Consider the following 18,909-nt stretch of genomic DNA (forward strand, 5'->3'; position numbering starts at 1 on the left):
GCCGGGCGTGGGGGGCTGGCCCTTCAAGTGGGGCATAACTCCTTGGGGCCCACCACTTGAAGGTATTAGCAACGGTGCAGACCTTATGCCTTCATTTTTCTAAGTCAATAGGTCGTAACCAAGAAGTTTCCTCAGCGCTTCCCCAGTGTTGCGTTCAACACTTGAAGACGATCACCGCAGGCGCTGGCTGATGACCTTCGAAACCCCATCCCCCTGCATGGAGACGCCGTAGAGGGCGTCCGCGACCTCCATGGTCCGTTTCTGGTGGGTGATCACGATCAGCTGGGAGCTCTCCTGGAGTTCTTCCATGATCCTGATCAGCCGCTGGAGGTTGGTGTCGTCCAGCGCCGCCTCGACCTCGTCCATCACGTAGAACGGGCTCGGACGGGCCTTGAAGATCGCCACCAGCAGCGCCACCGCCGTCAGCGAGCGCTCGCCGCCCGACAGCAGCGACAGCCGCTTGACCTTCTTCCCCGGCGGGCGCGCCTCGACGTCCACACCGGTTGCGAGCATGTCGCCGGGATCGGTCAGGACGAGCCTTCCCTCGCCCCCGGGGAACAGCCGGGAGAACACGCCCTCGAACTCACGGGCCGTGTCCCGGTACGCCTCCGTGAAGACCTCTTCGACGCGCTTGTCGACGTCCTTGACGACCTGGAGCAGGTCGCTGCGGGTCTTCTTCAGGTCCTCCAGCTGTTCGGAGAGGAACCGGTGACGCTCCTCCAGCGCCGCGAACTCCTCCAGGGCCAGCGGGTTCACCTTGCCCAGCTGCTGGTACGCGCGCTCGGCCGCCCGCAGCCGCTTCTCCTGCTCGGCCCGCACGTACGGCACGGTCCCCGGGTCGTCCGACGGTTCCTCGCCGTCGGCCGGAGCCCGCGGTACGGGCCGGTCCGGCCCGTACTCGGCGACCAGCGCCGTCGGCTCCACGCCCAGCTCCTCCAGGGCCCTGGCCTCCAGCTGCTCGATGCGCAGGCGCTTCTCGGCGCCCAGGACCTCGCCCTTGTGCACCGAGTCCGTGAGTTTGTCGAGCTCGCTCTTGAGCTCCCGGCCGCGGTTCCGCTCGGCGACCAGCTCGCGTTCCCGTTCGGCCTTGACCGCCTCGGCGTGGGTGCGCTCCTGCTCGGCACGGACGAGGGACACCTCGACGTGCGCCAGCAGCTGACGGGCACCGGCCGCCACGGCCGAGGCGACCCGCTCCTCGTGCCGCAGCCGGGCGCGCCGCTGCTCGGCGCGCGCCCGGGCCTCCCGCTCGGCGCGCGCCGCCCGGTCGAGTCCGTCCGCCCGGCCGGCGAGCGCCTTGACCCGCTCCTCGTGCGTACGGACCTGGAGGCGCGCCTCCATCTCGGTCTGGCGGGCGTTGGCCCCGTCGGCGGCGAGCCGGTCGCGGACGGCGGTGTCGGGCTCGTCGGTGTCCTCGGGGGCCGCCTCCTCCGTCACCGCCAGCTGTGCGGCGAGTTCACCGGCCTCCTCGGTGGCCCGGACGAGCGCCTCCTCGGCCCGGGTCACGGCCGCGGCCGTCCTGCCCGCCTCGTCGGCCGCCGCGCGGGCCCGGCCCGCGAGCCGCCCCAGCGCCTGGGCGACCTGGGACTTCTCACGGTCCGCGACGCCGCGCCGGGCCGCCAGCTCCTCCACGCGCGCGGCGCATGCCGTCCGTCGTTCGCCGGCGGAGTGCTGAGCGGCCGCCAGCTCCGCGCAGCGGGCGTCCAGTACGGCGAGTTCGGCCGTGGCCTCGTCCACCGCCGAGTGGACCTCCAGGAGGCTCGGGGCGCCGCCGGAGCCGCCCTGTGCGAAGTGGGAGCCGAGCAGGTCGCCCTCGGCGGTGACGGCGGTGAGCTCCGGACGCGCCGCGACCAGCTCCTCGGCGTCCTCCAGCGTCGCGACGACCACGACGTCGCGCAGCAGCCGCGCGACCGCGGCCAGCGGGCCGGCGGGTCCGTGGACGAGGTCGGCGGCGGGCACGGCGCCCGCCGGCAGACCGGCGGGCCGCGGCCCGGGAACGTTCCCCGGGGTGGCGATCAGGAGTGCCGCCCGTCCCGCGTCGTCCTTACGGAGCAGCCGTAGCGCCCCGGCCGCCGTCGCCGTGTCCGTGACGGCCAGGGCGTCGGCCGCCGCTCCCAGCGCGGCGGCGACCGGCAGCTCGTGGCCGGGGGTGACGGAGAGCAGTTCCGCCGCCGGTCCGAGCAGTCCGCCCAATCGTTCCTGCGCCGCCAGCAGCGCGCCCGTGCCGTCCTTACGGCGCAAGCCGAGCGCAAGGGCGTCGCGGCGGGCCGCGGTCGCCGCGCGGCGGCGCTCGGCGGTCGTCGCCGCCTCTCGGGCCTCGGTCAGCGCGGCCTCGGCGGCGGCCAGCTCCCGGCGGGCCTCCTCGTACAGGCCGGTGAGCTCCGCGTCGCCGGCGTCGAGCCCTTCGACCTCGGCGCGGTGGCGCTCGTACTCCTCCTGGGCGGCGGTGGCCCGCTCCAGGGCCTCGTCACGGGCGGTGGCCAGCCGGTCGATCTCGGCCTGCGCGGAGGCCGCCCGGCCGTGGGCCGCCGTCACCTTTCCCTGGAGCCGGGCCAGGCCCTCGCGGTGGGCGGCCACGGCCCGCGCGGCGTCCCTGAGCCGCCGTTCCTCCGCCGCCAGGCGGCGCTCCAGCTCGGCGCGGTGTTCCGCCGTGTCCTCCAGCGCGCGGCCCGCCGCCTCCAGGGCCGCCTCCAGCTCGGCTTCCTGCTCACGGACGCGGGCCGCCTCGCGCTCCAGGTCCTCCGGGTCGCGGCCGCGCCGCTCCTCACCGGGTGCCGAGGTGGCGCTCGTGACCCGCTGATCGGCGAGGCCGATCGTGCCGCGCACCCGTTCCGCGAGCCGGGACAGCTCGTACCAGGTCTGCTGGGCCCGGGCCAGGCGCGGGGCGAGGGTCCGGACCTGCTCCTCCAGCTCGGCCTCCCGCAGCGCCGCCTCGCGGAGACCGGCCTCGGCGGCCTCCTTGCGGGCCTTGAGCGCGGCCTCGTCCGCGAGCTCCGCGCGCAGCGCTTCCCGCAGGGTCACGAGGTCGTCGGCGAGCAGCCGCAGCCGGGCGTCGCGCAGATCCGCCTGGATGACCGCGGCCCGGCGCGCGACCGCGGCCTGCCGTCCCAGCGGCTTGAGCTGACGCCGGAGTTCGTCGGACAGGTCCTGCACGCGCGCGAGGTTGGCGCGCATGGCGTCGAGCTTCCGCAGCGCCTTCTCTTTGCGTTTGCGGTGCTTGAGTACGCCCGCGGCCTCCTCGATGAAGGCCCGGCGGCCGGTCGGGTCGGCGTGCAGGACGGAGTCGAGCTGCCCCTGGCCGACGATGACGTGCATCTCGCGGCCGATGCCGGAGTCGGAGAGCAGCTCCTGGATGTCGAGCAGCCGGCAGGTGTCACCGTTGAGCCGGTACTCGCTGCCGCCGTTGCGGAACATCGTCCGCGTGATGGTGACCTCGGCGTAGTCGATGGGGAGCGCGCCGTCGGAGTTGTCGATCGTGAGGGAGACCTCGGCGCGGCCCAGCGGAGGGCGGCCGGTCGTCCCGGCGAAGATGACGTCCTCCATCTTGCCGCCGCGCAGCGACTTCGCGCCCTGCTCGCCCATGACCCAGGAAAGGGCGTCGACGACATTGGACTTGCCCGACCCGTTGGGGCCGACGACACAGGTGATGCCCGGTTCGAAGCGCAGGGTCGTCGCGGAAGCGAAGGATTTGAACCCACGCAGGGTCAAGCTCTTGAGGTGCACGCGGAAGAACTCTACCGGCCGGGCGGCCAACGCCACGGCGTCGCCACGTCCCCTTGCCGCCGGGTCGCCGGCCTGCGCCCGTTTCCCTTTTTGGTTTCACGCCGGAACGTCCCGGGCACATCAGTGTCGTGAGGGGGGCAAAGGAAAAAACGACAAAATCGACCGGAATCGGCTGACGGTCATACGGTCGGACAGGCACGGCCCGGCGGGATACGACGAAGGGACGCCGAAGCGTCCCTTGCAACTCTCAAGCGGCTGACAGTGCAGCCCGACCAGGCCCCCGGGGCAGGGCTGGCGGTCAGGCGAGCGCAGGCTCCGCGTGGGATACGTCGATGCTGTCGAGCAACGAGTCGCCGTGGTGAGCGGCGGCAGACAGCGCGTCGTTCTCGGCCTGCATCCGGATGAGCTCGGATTCCAGGTCCTGGACACGCTGCTGAAGCCGTCGCATCTCGGAGAGGACTCGGGGGTCGGAGCCGCCGACGTAACCGAGAAGCGCCTTTGCCATGATGGATGGTCCTCCACACTGAGTGACCGACCGAAGCGGTGTGGGTCGTGAGGGATTCGCACCCGCGGTGTCTGCCATCGCTACACAGTCTTCAATGCCAAACAGCTAAGGTGCGCGGGGCTTCCAGAGTCTCACCAAAAGTTTTGACGGTCAACACGATCACACCCCGTATCCGCAGGCGTCCCAAGGGTGCGCGGCGCGGAATGCGCGGCGACCGTCCCACCTGGGGCCCGGAGGGGCTGTGGAGATCATCCGTTGAGTGGCAGCCTTCCACGCCCGGGCCGAGTTGGCAACCATCAGGGAATTTCTGTCCTGTGAATATGCCATTGGCATATCAATAAGGTCATCGCGACCCATGCCACCCCTTCTTCACGAACCCCGTCTCCGACCTTCTCCCGCCTTCCCGGGAGAAGATTCGTTTTTTTGATCGGTAGGGGTCAACGAATCTCGAAACCGTCATAACCCCCTCGCGGCGTACCCCAGAGCTCGGTGACACCGTCCACGCGGCCGGGCGTGTCACCCTCACGCAGCCAATCGAGCAATTGTTCGCAGCTCGGGCGATCCCCCTCCGCGACGACCTGCACCCGTCCGTCGGCGAGATTCGAGGCGAAGCCGGCGAGCCCTCCGATACCCAAAGCGTTCTCGCGGGTGAACCAGCGGAAGCCGACACCCTGCACATGGCCGCGGACCCAGGCCGTCAGACGGACATCTTCGTTCATGTCTGCACGCTAACCGGCCAATTGCGTGCGCAGCACTTTGACCCCGTCCCTATTGCCGTACAGTCGCCGCTCAACAGGTCTAGCCCGTACGAGTGACGCACGACAACGCCGAGCACGTAAGGAAGGCAGCGGATGGGTCGCCATCGACGCTCTGCCCCACAGACCCCCCGCCGCACACCGGCGACTCCCCCCGCGGCCCCGGCTCCCCCGCCCCGCAGGACGGCCGGTTCCGGCCCCCCTCCCCCGACGACCCCGCTCCCCACGGCATCCGCCAGGCCCGCCGCACCCCCCGCGTCACAGGCGTCACCGGCCTCCTCGCGCCCCCGGGCCAAGGCACCCGTGCGGACGGGGCTGCTGGGCGCCTCCGCCGCGATGGCGATGGGCGTGGTCGCCGTCGCCTCCGGCTTCTTCTCCGGCGGTGACGCCCTCCAGCTCGGCAGCGGCCCGGGCGGCCCCGGCGGCGGGCAGGTGCGGACCGACGAACCGCCCGCGCTGGAGACCGGGGCCGAACCACCCGTCGTCCCCGCCCCCGGGCGCGGCCGGCTCCCGGTGGGCCAGGGCGTGGACCGCCCGCACGGCCACACCGCTCCCGTCGCCCGGTTCGACACCCCCGCCCCCGCCCCGGCCGACTCCGGGGCGCCCGCGCGGCCGGCCGCCGACCCCTCCACCCCGGCTCCCCCGGACGAGGCCCACGGCCCTCCGAGCCCCGTCGCCGCGGCCACCCCGGCCGTCGCGTACGGCTCCACGGGCGCCCGCCACCCGGAGCCCGCCGCCGACACCCTCCGGGCGGGCCCGGTGGCCCAGATCCTGGCCCTGGTCAACGAGGAACGGGCCAGGGCGGGCCTCAATCCCCTGGTCGCCAGCCACCGGCTCACCGTGCTCGCCCAGTCCTTCAGCGACGACATGGCCCGGCGCGGCTTCTTCTCCCACACCGACCCGGACGGCCGGACGCCCTGGGACCGCGCCGCCAAGCGCGGCATCGGCAATCTCGGCGGCGAGAACATCGCCCGCGGCCACCCGGACCCCCGCGCCGTGATGGAGGCGTGGATGCGCAGCACCGGCCACCGCGCCAACATCCTCAACCGCACGTACCGCACCCTCGGGATCGGGGTGAACCTCACCGGTGCGAACGGCCCTTGGTGGACCCAGGACTTCGGCTATTGAGCCGGCGCCCGTCAGACCGGGCGCGGCGGGCGCTGGCAGCGCGGGCAGAAATAGCTGGACCGGTTCATCCAGGGCCGCCGGCGCATGGCCGTGCCGCAGCGGCGGCACGGCTCGTCCTCGCGCCCGTACGCGTCCAGCGAGCGGTCGAAGTAGCCCGACTCGCCGTTCACATTGACGTAGAGACTGTCGAAGCTGGTGCCGCCGACCGCCAGGGCCTCGTTCATGACCTCGCGGATGTGCGTGAGGAGCTCGGCGCTGCGCGGGCGGGTCAGCGTGGCCGTCGGGCGGTCGTAGTGCAGCCGGGAGCGCCACAGCGCCTCGTCGGCGTAGATGTTGCCGACGCCGCTGATCAGCGACTGGTCGAGCAGGGCACGCTTGACGGTCGTGCGGCGCCGGCGCAGCGCGGCGTGGAAGGCGGCCTCGTCGAAGCCGGGGTCCAGGGGGTCGCGCGCGATGTGCGCGATCACGTCGGGGAGGCCGTCGGGGTCGCCGGGCACGGTGTCGTGCAGCGACAGGCCGCCGAAGGTGCGCTGGTCCACGAAGCGCAGCTCCGTGGGGGTGGAATCGGCGAAGCGGACGCGGACGCGCAGGTGCTTCTCGGCCGGGGCGTCGTGCGGCTGGACGAGGAGCTGACCGCTCATGCCCAGGTGCGCGAGGACGGACCGGTCCGGAGCCCGGCCCTCCGCGGGGTCGGTCTCCAGGGGCAGCCAGAGGTACTTGCCTCGCCGGTGGGCCACGCCGAGGCGGCGGCCGGTCAGCTGGGCGGCGAAGTCGTCGGGGCCGGCGAGGTGCCGGCGGATCGCGCGCGGATGCAGGACCCGCACCTCCGCGACCGTACGCCCGCAGATCCATCGCTCCAGGCCGCGCCGGACGACCTCGACCTCGGGCAGTTCGGGCACGGTGCTCCTCCGGAAGGGGCCTACGGGTACGGCGCCGTCATCGCGATCGCCGGGTGGCCACGAGGGCACACCCGGCGATCGGACGACGCGAACGTCACGAAGTGGCGTCGGCCTCGGCCGCTGCCTTGGCCTCGGCCGCACGGGCCTCCGCCGCCTCGTGGATGGCGCGCCAGGCGGCTTCCGCCGCCTGCTGCTCCGCTTCCTTCTTGCTGCGGCCGGTGCCGGTGCCGTACGCGACACCACCGACGCGGGCAGCAGCCGTGAAGGTCTTCTCGTGGTCGGGACCGGTCTCGGAGACGAGGTACTCCGGGACGCCCAACCCCTCGGTGGCGGTCAGTTCCTGGAGGCTGGTCTTCCAGTCCAGGCCGGCGCCGAGGTTCGAGGACTTCTCGATCAGCGGATCGAAGAGCCGGTGCACGAGCTCCCCGGCGGCTTCGAGGCCCTGGTCCAGATAGACCGCCCCGATCACCGCTTCCAGGGTGTCCGCGAGGATGGACGCCTTGTCGCGGCCTCCCGTGCCCTCTTCACCGCGGCCGAGCCGGATGAAGGAGCCCAGCTCCAGTCCGCGGCCTACTTCGGCCAGCGCACGGGAGTTGACCACCGCGGCGCGCAGCTTGGCGAGCTGGCCCTCGGGGAGGTCGGGGTGGATGCGGTAGAGCGTGTCCGTGACCACCAGACCGAGCACGGAGTCCCCGAGGAACTCCAGTCGCTCATTGGTGGGCAGCCCGCCGTTCTCGTACGCGTAGGAACGGTGAGTCAGCGCACGCACCAGAAGGGCGGTCTCGAGTCTGTACCCGAGCCGCCCTTCCAGAAGCGTGTGAGACGAGGCCGTGTCCGTCGGCGCCTTCGGTTCCGGTTCGTTCCCGCGAGTGCGGGACGACCTGGTGGCGTCTGACATGAAGCCTGTCACCCGCCGATCAGACCTCGAGGACCTGGCGCTTGTTGTAGGTGCCGCAGCTCGGGCACGCGATGTGCTGGAGCTTCGGCTCGTGGCAGCTAGCGCATGCCACCAGGGTGGGGACCGCAGCCTTCCACTGCGACCGGCGGTGGCGCGTGTTGCTGCGCGACATCTTCCGCTTCGGAACAGCCACGGCTACTTCTCCTGTGAGTCATCCCCGTTGGAACGGGGTGCGTTGTCCTTCTCGCCGTCCTGGGGTGAACCGGCGAGGCCCTGCAGTGCCGCCCAACGGATGTCGACGGACTCATGGTGGTGGTCCGGGTCGTCCGCCAGCCGTGCTCCGCACTCGGAGCACAGGCCAGGGCAGTCTTCCTGGCACACCGGCTGCAGCGGCAGTGAGAGCACCACCGCATCCCGCAGCACGGGTTCGAGGTCGATCATGTCGTCCTCGAGGAAGAGCGTGTCCTCCTCGTCTTCCTCGGCGTCGTCGTCCGTGGCCGCGAGGCGGCTCCGGGCGTCGGCGTCGGGGTAGGAGTACATCTCCTGGAAGTCCGCGTCGAGCTCTCGCTCCAGCGGCTCCAGACACCTTACGCACTCCCCTGTCAGCGGTGCACGGGCGGTGCCTGTGACAAGCACCCCTTCCATGACCGACTCCAGACGGAGGTCGAGCTCCACCGTCGCGCCCTCGGCGACCCCGATGACCTCGATACCGAGATCGGCGGGGGCCGGGACGGAGCGGGCGACCCTCTTCAGCGCGCCGGGACGCCGGCCCAGCTCACGCGTGTCGAACACGAGAGGGGAACGGTGATCAAGGCGGGCGTTCAGGGTTTCCTCTTTCTACGCTGCGGTGTCGGCCGCACCCGACGCTCGGAGGCGTCGCGGGCAGCCCTGATCGCGAATGCACACGCGACCGATGAGCCAGGATACTGGACCGGCCGCCGTAGACCCAATCGGCGGCCGGGCGGGGGCCGGGTACCGGCTGCTCAGCGCCGGACCGCGGGCCGCTCCGAGGGCCGGCCGGCCTACGGCGGGCCCGTCAGAGCCCCTGTTCGTACCGGCGCAGCTGATCGAGGTCGATCATGCTCGTATCGAAGAGGCTGGTCTCGTCGAGCTGGGGCCTGTGCGTCTGAGGGGGCTGGTGGGCCGCCTGCTGCTCCTGGTGCCGGGGCTCCGGCACATAGCCGCCCTGCGCCGCGTAGCCGTCCGTGGCGGCCTGCGCGGGCCAGGCGTAGGGGTCGTGCTGGGTGTAGCCGCCCTGCGGGGCGTACGGGTCGGCCTGCGGGGCGTACGACGGGTAGGCGTACGGGTCCGGCTGGTGGGCCGCCGGGGCGTAGGGGTCGGCATAGCCGCCCTGGCCGGTCCAGTCGGGCTGGGCGGGCAGCGACGTCACGGAGACGACCTCCGGCTCGGCCGGGCCCGCCGGGGCGGCGGGCCCGGCGTGACCGGTGGGCGCGGCCAGCTCGGCGAGGAAGTCGGCGTCGCTGGTGCGGTGACCCGCGGGGAGCCGCTCCTGGGCGGCCATGTGGGCCCCCAGCTCGTCGGCCGGACGGGCGCCGAGCAGCTTCTGGCGGCCCTTGCCGACGGCTTCGAGGGTGCCGGCGAGAACGGCCGCGACGGCGCCGAGCCGGGCGTCGGCGTAGGCGTCGACGCGCTCCTTCTGGACGCGCGGGTCGGTGCTGGGCTCCGGGACGTCGTCGAGCGTGCCGTCGGGGTCGGCGGCGCCCGGGCGGCCCAGGAGCTTCTCCCGGCCCCGGTCGATGGAGCCGAGGGTCTTGGTGAGGACGACCTCGAAGTTGGCGAGCTTGCTGTCGACGTAGTCGTCGGCCTCGGCGCGGATCTCCTCGGCCTCGCGGCGGGCCGCCGCGAGGATGCGGTCGGCCTCGTCCTGGGACTGCCGGGCGACCTCGGTGTCGGAGATGAGCGAGCCCCGGTGGGCGCGGGCGGACTCGATGATCCGCTCGGCTTCCTCGCGGGCGTCGGCGACCATCCGCTCCCGGCCGCCGACGATCTCGTCGGCCCGGGCCAGGGCGTCGGGCAGCGCGGACCGGACCTCGGCCAGCAGGGCGAGCAGCTCGGAGCGGTTGACCACACAGGAGGCCGACATGGGCATGGACCGGGCTCCGGAGACGGTCGCCACGATCTCGTCGAGCTTCTTCCGCACGTCCACCTTGACGCTCGCCGCTCTCTCTTGGCCGATGGGAACGAACGGGGACGACTGTACGGCCAGTCGGCCCCCGCCCGACACCTGTTGACGCGCTGTCAGCGCGTCAGCGGTCGCCGAGCCGTTCGGTGAGCGCCTCCAGCACCAGCGGCGGCACCAGGTGGGAGACGTCGCCGCCCCAGGCCGCGACCTCCTTGACCAGGCTGGAGGAGAGGAAGCTGTAGGTGGGGTTGGTGGGGACGAACAGGGTCTCGACGCCCGAGAGGCCGTTGTTCATCTGGGCCATCTGGAGTTCGTAGTCGAAGTCGCTGACGGCCCGCAGCCCCTTGACGATCGCGGGGATGTCACGCTGCTTGCAGAAGTCGACGAGCAGGCCGTGGAAGGACTCCACCTGCACGTTGCCGTACTCCGCGGTGACCTGGCGGAGCAGGTCTATCCGCTCGTCGACGGTGAACAAACCCTGCTTCGACTTGTTGATCATCACCGCGACGTGTACGACGTCGTACAGTCGGGAAGCGCGGGCGATGATGTCGAGGTGTCCATTGGTGACGGGGTCGAAAGACCCCGGACAGACGGCGCGGCGCAACAGTGGTTCCTCGCTCTCCGGTCCATTCATGACGCGCATGGCGATGTCTCTGCGGTGCACGTCGAGGCGGCGCGACCGTACCAAAGCGTCCCCTCGCCGTAGCGACGGGCCCTCAGTGCCGCGAACCCGTCCGGCCAGGGGAATTCCCCGCCCCTGGTGCTGCGCTCCACGGTGACCAGCGCCTCGTCGGCAAGCCAGCCCTGGGTGCGGAGTGTGAGGAGAATCTCGCACAGCGCGGCGTCCTCGACCACGTAGGGCGGGTCGAGGAACACCACGTCGTACGGGTGGGTGGGCGCGGGACCGGCGACGACCTGCTCGGCCTTGCCGGCCCGGACCTCGGCACCCGGCAGGCCGACCGCGCGGATGTTGTCCCGGATGGTGCGGACGGCGCGGGCGTCGGCCTCCACCAGCAGGGCGTGCGCGGCGCCGCGCGAGAGCGCCTCCAGGCCGACCGCGCCGGACCCGCCGTAGAGGTCCAGGACGCGCGCGCCTTCCAGGGGGCCGTACAGCGACTCCCAGGTGGAGAACAGGCCCTCGCGCGCCCGGTCGGAGGTCGGGCGGGTGCCCGTGCCGGGCGGCACGGCGAGGCGGCGTCCGCCGGCGGTGCCGGCGATCACGCGGGTCATCGGTCCTGGTGTCCTTTGTGCTGGGTGACGGGGCGGCGGCCCGGTACGGGCGGCCGCCACCCCATCAGCCTAGGCCGTCGGCGCGGGGTCAGCCCTGCGCGGTGTCCCTGGCCGCTCCCACCAGGGCCGGCGAGGCGTACCGCGACCAGGACATGCAGCCGTCGGGCGGGCAGTACTCCGGGCGGCGCGGGTCGTGGCCGAGCTCCCGGAGCTTGGTGCGCACGGAGTCGGGCGTACGGCCGAAGCGGGCGGCCGTCCGGGCGATGCTCTCACCCGCGTGGAAGCGCTGGGTGAGGTCCTCCTCGTGCTGCGGGATCCACGGGGCGCCGTGGCCGGGGAACAGCTCGCGCAGGACGTCGCGGTCGGGGATCGGCTCGGCGACGTCGGCGACGAGGGCGAGGGCGCGCAGGGCGCGGTTGAGCGCGATGCGCAGCGGCGGGACGTCGGTGAGGGGCAGGGTGAGCGTGCCGGAGGCGAGCGGGGTCTCCGGCGCGTCCTCCTGCCAGCCGGTGAGGGTCAGGGTGACGGTGGTGTCGTCGTCGCTGGCGAGCTCGATCCGGAAGATCTTGTCGCCGAGCGGCAGTTCATTGATGTGACGGAACGACATGAATGAGCCCCCAATGGTCCAAGTCCGCCCATCCGTTTATGGATTGGCTCGGACTGTGTCCATTCTCCCAGGGGGGTCTGACAATCGACCGGGTCCGAAGGGCCCCGGAAGGGCCCTTCGGGGAACCTCTTTCAGCCCTTCTCCAGGTACTGCTCGCGGTCCTTGTCGAGCAGGGCGTCCAGGGCGGTGCGCAGGTCGGGCAGGCCGGTGAGCTCGGGGTCGGCGGCGACCACGGCGGTGGCCTCCTCGCGGGCGGCCGCGATGACCTCCTCGTCGTCGATGACGGTGAGCATCCGCAGGGAGGACCGGACGCCGGACTGCGCCTGGCCGAGCACATCGCCCTCGCGGCGCTGCTCCAGGTCGATGCGGGAGAGCTCGAAGCCGTCCAGGGTGCCGGCGACCGCGGTGAGCCGGGCGCGTGCCGGGGACGCCTCCGGCATCTCGCTGACCAGCAGGCACAGGCCGGGGGCGGAGCCCCGGCCGACGCGGCCGCGCAGCTGGTGCAGCTGGGAGACGCCGAACCGGTCGGCGTCCATGATCACCATGGCGGTGGCGTTGGGGACGTTGACGCCCACCTCGATGACGGTGGTGGCGACCAGGACGTCGGCCTGCCCGGCGGCGAAGCGGCGCATGACGTCGTCCTTGGCGTCGGGCTGCATCCGGCCGTGCAGCACCTCGACGCGCAGTCCGGCGAGCGGCCCCTTGGTGAGCTGCGCGGCGATGTCGAGGACGGCGAGGGGCGGGCGCTTCTCCGCGTCGTCCTCGGCGGACTTCTTCTTCGGCGTGTCCTCCTCGTCGCCGATGCGCGGGCAGACCACGTACGCCTGGTGGCCGCCGGCGACCTCCTCGCGCACCCGCTCCCAGGCGCGGGCCAGGAAGTGCGGCTTGTCCTTGGCCGGCACGACATGGGTGGCGATGGGCGAGCGGCCGGCCGGGAGCTGGTCGAGGACGGAGGTCTCCAGGTCGCCGAAGACGGTCATGGCGACGGTCCGCGGGATGGGGGTCGCGGTCATCACCAGCAGGTGCGGGGGCTGCTTGCCCTTCGAGCGGAGGGCGTCGCGCTGCTCGACGCCGAACCGGTGCTGCTCGTCCACCACGACCAGGCCGAGGTCGTGGAAGCGCACCTTGTCCTCGATCAGGGCGTGGGTGCCGATGACGATGCCCGCCTCGCCCGTGATCAGGTCCAGGAGCGCGGCCCGGCGCGCGGCGGCGCCCATGGAGCCGGTGAGCAGCACCACCTTGGTGCCGCGCTCGGCCCCGCCGAGCATGCCGCCCTCGGCGAGCTCGCCCATCATCTCGGTGATCGACCGGTGGTGCTGCTGGGCGAGCACCTCGGTGGGGGCGAGCATCGCGGCCTGGCCGCCGGCGTCCACGACGCCGAGCATGGCGCGCAGGGCGACCATGGTCTTGCCCGAGCCGACCTCGCCCTGGAGGAGGCGGTGCATGGGGTGCTCGGTGGCCAGGTCGTCGAAGATCTCGGCGGAGACCTTGCGCTGGCCGTCGGTGAGGGTGAAGGGCAGCTTGGCGTCGAAGGCGGTGAGGAGGCCGTCCGCGGCGGGCTTGCGGGCGACGGCCGGGAGCTGGCCGTCGGCGTGCCGGCGGCGGGCGAGGGCGACCTGGAGGACGAACGCCTCGTCCCACTTCAGCCGGGCCCGGGCGTCCTCGATGTCGGCCTTCGAGCCCGGCCGGTGGACCTTGCGGAAGGCGTCGGCGAGCTCGGCCAGGCCCCGGCCGTCGCGCAGCGCGGCGGGCAGCGGGTCGACGATGTTCTCCCAGTGCTCGGCCTCGAAGAGGTCGAGCAGGGTGTCCACGGCCTTGGTGAGCTTCCAGGACTGGAACTGCTTGCAGGCGGGGTAGATGGGCAGCAGCCGGCCGGCGAAGGACTCCACGGCCCCGGCGGAGGTGCCGCCGTCCTTGTCGAGCAGTTCGTAGTCGGGGTGGAGGAGCTGCCGGGTCCGGTTGAAGACGGAGACCTTGCCCGCGAACATGCCGCGGCGGCCGGGCAGCAGCTCCTTCTCCCGCGCGTAGGCGCCCCGGCCGAAGAAGACCAGGGTCAGCGAGCCGCTGCCGTCGGTGACGACCACTTCGAGGCGGACGCCCTTGCCGTGGTTGAACGTCTTCATGGCGGCCTTGGCGACCTGCGCGACGACCGTGACGTGCTCGTCGAGCGGCAGGTCGGCGAGGCGGGTCAGCTCACCGCGCTCGGCGTAGCGGCGCGGGTAGTGGTGCAGCAGGTCGCCGACGGTGTGCAGGTCGAGGTGCTCGGCCATCACCTTCGCGGTGTTGCCGCCGAGGATCTTCTTCAGGGGTTCTTGCAGCGCGGGCACGCCGTCCATTGCACACCATGGGTGTGACAGAGCGGGGCACCCGCCGTCATTCGATGCCGATGAGCAGCGGCGCGGACTGCTGCCCGCCGCGGTAGACGACGGTGTCCACGGCGAGGTGGCCGTCGCGTACGTACCGCTCCAGGCGGTCGGCGACGGCGCCGGGGACGCCCGCGCCGAGGACGAGGGTGACCAGCTCGCCGCCGGCGGCGAGCATCCGGTCGAGGACGGTCTCGGCGGTGGCGGCCAGCTCGGCGCCGATGACGGCGACGTCGCCGTCGATGAGGCCGAGCACGTCCCCGGCCTGGCAGACGCCGGCCATGGTCCAGGACTGCCGTTCGGCGACGGCCAGCTCGGCGTAGCGGGTGGCACCGGCGGCGGAGGTCATGGCGACGACGTCCTCGTCGAAGCGGCGGCCCGGCTCGTGGACGGCGAGCGCGGCGATGCCCTGGACGGCGGCGCGGGTGGGGATGAGGGCGACGCGTACGCCCTCGGCCCGCGCCTGCTCGGCGGCGGCGGCCGCGGTGTGCCGGAGCTCGGGGTCGTTGGGCAGCAGGACGACCTCGCGCGCGTGCGCGCGCCGGATGGCCTCCAGGAGCTCCCCGCTGGCGGGCGGCTCCCCCGGGCGGGTCGCGACGACGGTGGCTCCGGCCTCCGCGCACAGTCCGGCCAGGCCCTCCCCGGGCACGACGGCCACGACGGCCCGCTGCGCGGGCTCCCGGGTGCGGGGGGCGGTGGCGCCGCCGGAGCCGAAGTGGGTGATGCGGATCCGGTGGGGGCGGCCGGCGTCGACGCCGGCCTCGACGGCCGCTCCGGCGTCGTCCACATGGACGTGGACGTTCCAGAGGCCGTCACCGCCGACGACCACGAGGGAGTCGCCGAGCGCGTCGAGCCGGGTCCGCAGCCGGGCCACGGCGGCGTCGTCGGCCTCCAGGAGGTAGATCACCTCGAAGGCGGGGGTGGTGCCGGTGCCGCCCGCGGGCTCCGGACGGCAGGCTTCCGCCGCCCCGGGTTCCGGGACGGTCCCGGTCATCGCCTGCCACGCGCGGGGGGCGCGGCCGTCGGGTGCGCCCTTCGGCGCCGGTGCCCCCGAGAGCGCCCGCGCCAGCGCGCCGAGCACCTCCACGAGGCCGAGGCCGCCGGCGTCGACGACCCCGGCGCGGCCCAGGACGTCGAGCTGGCCGGGGGTGACGGCGAGTGCCGTGCGGGCCGCCTCGTCGGCGGCGCGGGCCACCGTCGCGACGTCGCCGGGGGTACGCGAGGCGGCCTCGGAGGCGGCCGTGGCGACGGTCAGGACGGTGCCCTCGACGGGGCGGGCGACCCCTTCGTAGGCGGAGGCCACGGCCCGGCGGAGCCCTTGGCGGAGCAGTTCGGCGTGGTCGGAGGGGGCTGTGGGGGCGGTGAGGACCTCGGCCATGCCGCGGAGGAGCTGCGCGAGGATGGTGCCGGAGTTGCCGCGCGCGCCTATGAGGGCGCCGTGGGCCATCGCCCGGACGGCGTCGGGGAGGGTGGGGTGGGAGGCGGGGCCCGCGGTGGCGTGGCCGTCGAAGACCGCCTCGACCGCCCGGGCCGCGGACTCGACGGTCAGGTAGAGGTTGGTGCCGGTGTCACCGTCCGCGACGGGGTAGACGTTGATCGCGTCGATCTCCTCGCGGGCCCGGCCGAGCGCGTCGAGGGCGAGGGCGCACCAGGTGCGCACCACCTCCGCGGCCTGGGGGCACCCCCGGACGGAGTCTGGGGGAGAGTCCGGCACCTGTGTCCTCCTGGGGGCTTCGGGGCGGTGGTCCTCGGTGATCCGCAGCGTAGCCCCGGGCGGGCGGCGGGAGCCCGGGGTGGCCGACCGTGACCGGTCCGCGGCGGGTCCGTGACCGGTCGGGGGCGGCTCGGGGGCGGGCCGCGACGGGTCCGCGGCGGGACCACGACAAGAACAGCCATGGTAGTTTCGTTGTACGGGAGCGGTCGTTGTATGCTGCTCCGGTTGCCCGATGAAAATCGGGCCATACCCCCCTGACTTTGCCGGTCACTGCTTCAGAGATCTCGGCACGCAGGGATTCACCGTACGTGCCTGTTGTCCCCGCGTGAGCGGGGGTGACCCGTCTTTGGAGTAACCCGTGGCTGCCAACTGCGACGTCTGCGGCAAGGGGCCGGGCTTCGGCAACGCTATTTCGCACTCGCACCGCCGTACCCCCCGTCGTTGGAACCCCAACATCCAGCGGGTGCGCGCAGTGATCGGGCGCACGCCGAAGCGGATCAACGCCTGCACCTCTTGCATCAAGGCCGGCAAGGTCTCGCGCTAGCGAGTGGTTCTCCCCGCGCAAGCGGGGGTGAGTCGGCCCCGCGGTGACGTTCGCGTCGCGCGGAGCCCCCTCCGGTTGCCTTGGAAGCCGGTCCACCTCTTGGTGGGCCGGCTTTTCGCATGCCCGGGCGGCCCCGAGGCGGCGGTGCGGGACCGCCGCCGTGGTGCCGGGTACGCGGCGCGGGGTCAGGCCCGGAAGCGCCAGCCGTGGTCGACGGGGCCGATGCCCTCGCCCAGCGGGAAGCCCGCCGCGATGGCCCCGGTGACGTACTCCTTGGCCGCCGCCACGGCTTCGGGGACCGTACCGCCCTTGGCGAGCCCGGAGGCGACGGCGCTGGCGAGCGTGCAGCCGGTGCCGTGGGTGTGGCGGTTGTCGTGACGGGGTGCCCGGAACCAGTGTTCCTCGGCGCCGTCGGTCAGCAGGTCCACGGCGTCGTGCCCGCCGGGCAGGTGCCCGCCCTTGATCAGCGCCCAGGCGGGTCCGTGGGCGAGCAGGGCCTCGGCCGCCCGGCGGAGGCCGTCCTCGGTAGTCACGCGTACGCCCGTGAGCCAGGCGACCTCGTCGAGGTTGGGGGTGGCCACGGTCGCGGCGGGCAGCAGCTCGCGCCGGACGGCGTCCAGGGCCGAGGCGTCGAGCAGCGGGTCGCCGTGTTTGGAGATGCCGACGGGGTCGACGACCACGGGGACACCGGAGGATTTGATTCCGGCGAGGAGTCCGGCGACGGTCTCCACCAGCTCGGCGGAGGCGAGCATTCCGGTCTTGACGGCCTGGACCCCGATGTCGTCGACGACACTGCGGAACTGCGCCCGCACCACATCGGCGGGCAGCGGCCAGGCCCCCTGCACCCCGCGCGAGTTCTGGGCGGTCACGGCGGTGAGCACGCTCATCCCGTGCACGCCGAGCGCGAGCATGGTCTTCAGGTCGGCCTGGATGCCCGCACCGCCGCCGGAGTCGGATCCGGCGACGGTCAGCACGCGCGGGGGCACCGGCGGTGCCAGGGGGAGGCTCGGTATCGGCATGCGGCCGAATCTACCCCGCGGGGCGGCCGCTTCCGGAGGGGTCCTCGGGCTCGGCGTCCCCGAAGTGGTCCCAGCCGCCGGCCTTGTCCCAGGGCGCGCCGTCGACGGTGACCTGGGGCAGGGCGGAGGGGTTGACCACCTCGCCGATGACCTTCCAGCGCGCGGGCAGCTTCACGTCCGGCGGGAAGGTCGCCACGATGGCGTGGTCCTCTCCCCCGGTCAGCACCCACTGGAGCGGGTCGACGCCGACGGCCTGTCCGATGTCGGACATCTGGGTCGGTACGTCGATCGCGGCCGTCCGCAGGTCGATCCGGACCTTGCTGGCCTCGGCGATGTGCCCGAGGTCGGCGATCAGGCCGTCGCTGATGTCCGTCATGGCCGTCGCGCCGAGCCCGGCGGCCGCGGGGCCCGCGTGGTACGGCGGCTCCGGGCGGCGGTGGGCCTCGACGAAGGCCCGCGGCGAGCGGAAGCCGCGGGCGAGGACCGCGTGCCCGGCCGCGGACCAGCCGAGCCAGCCGGTGACCGCGACCACGTCGCCCGGCTGGGCGCCGGAGCGGGTGACGGGCTCGTGGTTACGCAGGTCCCCCAGGGCCGTGATGGCCACGGTGATGGTGTCACCGCGCACCACGTCGCCGCCGACCACGGCCGCGCCGGCGACCTGGCACTCGTCCCGGATGCCGTCCATCAGCTCGGTCGGCCAGGTGACCGGGAGTTCGGCGGGCACGACCAGGCCCAGCAGGATCGCGGTGGGCACCGCGCCCATCGCGGCGATGTCCGCGAGGTTCTGCGCGGCCGCCTTACGGCCGACGTCGTACGCGGTGGACCAGTCGCGGCGGAAGTGCCGCCCCTCGAGGAGCACGTCCGTACTGGCCACGACCCTACGGTCGGGCGCAGCCACCACCGCGGCGTCGTCACCCGGCCCGAGCCGGACCGCAGGGGTGGTGGTGAGCCGGGAGGTCAGCTCTCTGATGAGCCCGAACTCCCCCAACTCGCCCACGGTGCCTTTCACTGAGCTCCTCCTAGGAGTATCGGTTGTGACATGCGCCGCGCCGCGCAGGCAGCGCGGGTCTCCCCGCGCCGTACGGCGACGCGGTACCGTGGCGTCTCTTCTCCCCACATGATCCTCGTAGCCGCCCTGGAGGTTCCGTGGTACAGGCGTACATCCTGATCCAGACCGAGGTCGGCAAAGCGTCGACCGTCGCCGAAGTCATCGCAAAGATCGCGGGGGTGATCCAGGCCGAGGACGTGACCGGGCCGTACGACGTGATCGTCCGCGCTCAGGCCGACACCGTGGACGCGCTCGGCCGCATGGTGGTCGCCAAGATCCAGTCGGTGGAGGGCATCACCCGCACCCTGACCTGCCCGGTCGTCCATCTCTAGGTCC

At 73.0% G+C, this 18,909-nt stretch carries 18 protein-coding genes; 3 read left to right on the forward strand and 15 right to left on the reverse strand.

Annotated elements, in window-relative coordinates; translation table 11 throughout:
* Nucleotides 1-171 precede the first annotated feature (171 nt).
* The 3 genes from smc to LUZ64_RS30830 form a co-directional block, all read right to left on the reverse strand.
* Nucleotides 172-3,720: a chromosome segregation protein SMC gene (gene smc / locus LUZ64_RS30820; RefSeq protein WP_095581722.1), complete on the reverse strand. Its 3,549-nt coding sequence runs from the start codon at nt 3,718-3,720 to the stop codon at nt 172-174.
* Nucleotides 3,721-4,018: 298 nt separating this feature from the next.
* Entirely contained in the window at nt 4,019-4,225 is a 207-nt protein-coding gene (locus tag LUZ64_RS30825) for a hypothetical protein (RefSeq protein ID WP_087926066.1), read from the reverse strand.
* A 437-nt stretch (nt 4,226-4,662) separates the two neighbouring features.
* The gene (locus LUZ64_RS30830; protein ID WP_095581721.1) at nt 4,663-4,944 is read right to left on the reverse strand and encodes an acylphosphatase; all 282 of its coding nucleotides are present in this window, start codon (nt 4,942-4,944) and stop codon (nt 4,663-4,665) included.
* 339 nt (nt 4,945-5,283) lie between these two features.
* Here LUZ64_RS30830 and LUZ64_RS30835 point away from each other — a divergent pair, with 339 nt between their 5' ends.
* On the forward strand, nt 5,284-6,108 hold the full coding sequence (locus tag LUZ64_RS30835; protein ID WP_232389966.1) for a CAP domain-containing protein: 825 nt from the start codon (nt 5,284-5,286) through the stop codon (nt 6,106-6,108).
* Between the two features lie 11 nt (nt 6,109-6,119).
* Here LUZ64_RS30835 and mutM read toward each other — a convergent pair whose 3' ends face one another.
* The 10 genes from mutM to LUZ64_RS30885 form a co-directional block, all read right to left on the reverse strand.
* The gene (gene mutM, locus LUZ64_RS30840) at nt 6,120-7,007 is read right to left on the reverse strand and encodes a bifunctional DNA-formamidopyrimidine glycosylase/DNA-(apurinic or apyrimidinic site) lyase (protein ID WP_095581130.1); all 888 of its coding nucleotides are present in this window, start codon (nt 7,005-7,007) and stop codon (nt 6,120-6,122) included.
* 94 nt (nt 7,008-7,101) lie between these two features.
* Nucleotides 7,102-7,905, reverse strand: a complete 804-nt coding sequence (gene rnc / locus LUZ64_RS30845) for a ribonuclease III (RefSeq protein WP_095581131.1) — start codon at nt 7,903-7,905, stop codon at nt 7,102-7,104.
* Between the two features lie 19 nt (nt 7,906-7,924).
* Nucleotides 7,925-8,098: a 50S ribosomal protein L32 gene (gene rpmF, locus LUZ64_RS30850; RefSeq protein WP_030087884.1), complete on the reverse strand. Its 174-nt coding sequence runs from the start codon at nt 8,096-8,098 to the stop codon at nt 7,925-7,927.
* A 2-nt stretch (nt 8,099-8,100) separates the two neighbouring features.
* On the reverse strand, nt 8,101-8,697 hold the full coding sequence (locus LUZ64_RS30855; protein WP_211305005.1) for a YceD family protein: 597 nt from the start codon (nt 8,695-8,697) through the stop codon (nt 8,101-8,103).
* A gap of 244 nt (nt 8,698-8,941) precedes the next feature.
* Nucleotides 8,942-10,072, reverse strand: coding sequence for a cell division initiation protein (locus LUZ64_RS30860; protein WP_095581133.1), 1,131 nt, complete (start codon nt 10,070-10,072; stop codon nt 8,942-8,944).
* A 100-nt stretch (nt 10,073-10,172) separates the two neighbouring features.
* Entirely contained in the window at nt 10,173-10,682 is a 510-nt protein-coding gene (gene coaD, locus LUZ64_RS30865) for a pantetheine-phosphate adenylyltransferase (protein ID WP_087930387.1), read from the reverse strand.
* Nucleotides 10,679-11,278 carry a 16S rRNA (guanine(966)-N(2))-methyltransferase RsmD gene (gene rsmD, locus LUZ64_RS30870; RefSeq protein ID WP_095581134.1) on the reverse strand — a complete coding sequence of 200 codons (600 nt, stop codon included), beginning with the start codon at nt 11,276-11,278 and terminating at the stop codon, nt 10,679-10,681. Before rsmD ends, coaD begins: the two co-directional genes overlap by 4 nt.
* 88 nt (nt 11,279-11,366) lie before the next feature.
* On the reverse strand, nt 11,367-11,885 hold the full coding sequence (locus LUZ64_RS30875) for a hypothetical protein (RefSeq protein WP_095581135.1): 519 nt from the start codon (nt 11,883-11,885) through the stop codon (nt 11,367-11,369).
* 131 nt (nt 11,886-12,016) lie between these two features.
* Entirely contained in the window at nt 12,017-14,221 is a 2,205-nt protein-coding gene (recG, locus tag LUZ64_RS30880) for an ATP-dependent DNA helicase RecG (protein WP_095581136.1), read from the reverse strand.
* Between the two features lie 37 nt (nt 14,222-14,258).
* The gene (locus LUZ64_RS30885; RefSeq protein WP_095581137.1) at nt 14,259-15,962 is read right to left on the reverse strand and encodes a DAK2 domain-containing protein; all 1,704 of its coding nucleotides are present in this window, start codon (nt 15,960-15,962) and stop codon (nt 14,259-14,261) included.
* A 358-nt stretch (nt 15,963-16,320) separates the two neighbouring features.
* Between LUZ64_RS30885 and rpmB the strand changes: the two genes are divergently transcribed.
* Nucleotides 16,321-16,506, forward strand: coding sequence for a 50S ribosomal protein L28 (gene rpmB, locus LUZ64_RS30890; protein ID WP_087926075.1), 186 nt, complete (start codon nt 16,321-16,323; stop codon nt 16,504-16,506).
* 185 nt (nt 16,507-16,691) lie between these two features.
* On the opposite strand, the gene thiD is transcribed toward rpmB, so the two are convergent.
* Both thiD and LUZ64_RS30900 read right to left on the reverse strand, forming a co-directional pair.
* Complete coding sequence (thiD, locus tag LUZ64_RS30895) at nt 16,692-17,525, reverse strand: bifunctional hydroxymethylpyrimidine kinase/phosphomethylpyrimidine kinase (protein WP_095581138.1); 834 nt, start codon at nt 17,523-17,525, stop codon at nt 16,692-16,694.
* A 10-nt stretch (nt 17,526-17,535) separates the two neighbouring features.
* A complete protein-coding gene (locus tag LUZ64_RS30900) occupies nt 17,536-18,534 on the reverse strand; it encodes a thiamine-phosphate kinase (RefSeq protein ID WP_095581139.1) in 999 nt (332 codons plus the stop codon).
* Nucleotides 18,535-18,671: 137 nt separating this feature from the next.
* Here LUZ64_RS30900 and LUZ64_RS30905 point away from each other — a divergent pair, with 137 nt between their 5' ends.
* Nucleotides 18,672-18,905 (forward strand): Lrp/AsnC family transcriptional regulator, encoded by a 234-nt coding sequence (locus LUZ64_RS30905; RefSeq protein WP_087926078.1) that lies wholly within the window; start codon nt 18,672-18,674, stop codon nt 18,903-18,905.
* The last annotated feature ends 4 nt before the right edge of the window (nt 18,906-18,909 follow it).

It is taken from the genome of Streptomyces albireticuli (genome assembly GCF_021228125.1).
In the GTDB taxonomy this organism is placed as follows: Bacteria; Actinomycetota; Actinomycetes; order Streptomycetales; family Streptomycetaceae; genus Streptomyces; species Streptomyces albireticuli.

Coding starts and splice junctions, on each gene's coding strand:
- LUZ64_RS30825 (WP_087926066.1), bottom strand. CDS start 4,225: ATGGCAAAGGCGCTTCTCGGTTACGTCGGCGGCTCCGACCCCCGAGTC.
- LUZ64_RS30830 (WP_095581721.1), bottom strand. CDS start 4,944: ATGAACGAAGATGTCCGTCTGACGGCCTGGGTCCGCGGCCATGTGCAG.
- rnc (WP_095581131.1), bottom strand. CDS start 7,905: ATGTCAGACGCCACCAGGTCGTCCCGCACTCGCGGGAACGAACCGGAA.
- coaD (WP_087930387.1), bottom strand. CDS start 10,682: ATGAATGGACCGGAGAGCGAGGAACCACTGTTGCGCCGCGCCGTCTGT.
- rsmD (WP_095581134.1), bottom strand. CDS start 11,278: ATGACCCGCGTGATCGCCGGCACCGCCGGCGGACGCCGCCTCGCCGTG.
- LUZ64_RS30875 (WP_095581135.1), bottom strand. CDS start 11,885: ATGTCGTTCCGTCACATCAATGAACTGCCGCTCGGCGACAAGATCTTC.
- recG (WP_095581136.1), bottom strand. CDS start 14,221: ATGGACGGCGTGCCCGCGCTGCAAGAACCCCTGAAGAAGATCCTCGGC.
- thiD (WP_095581138.1), bottom strand. CDS start 17,525: ATGCCGATACCGAGCCTCCCCCTGGCACCGCCGGTGCCCCCGCGCGTG.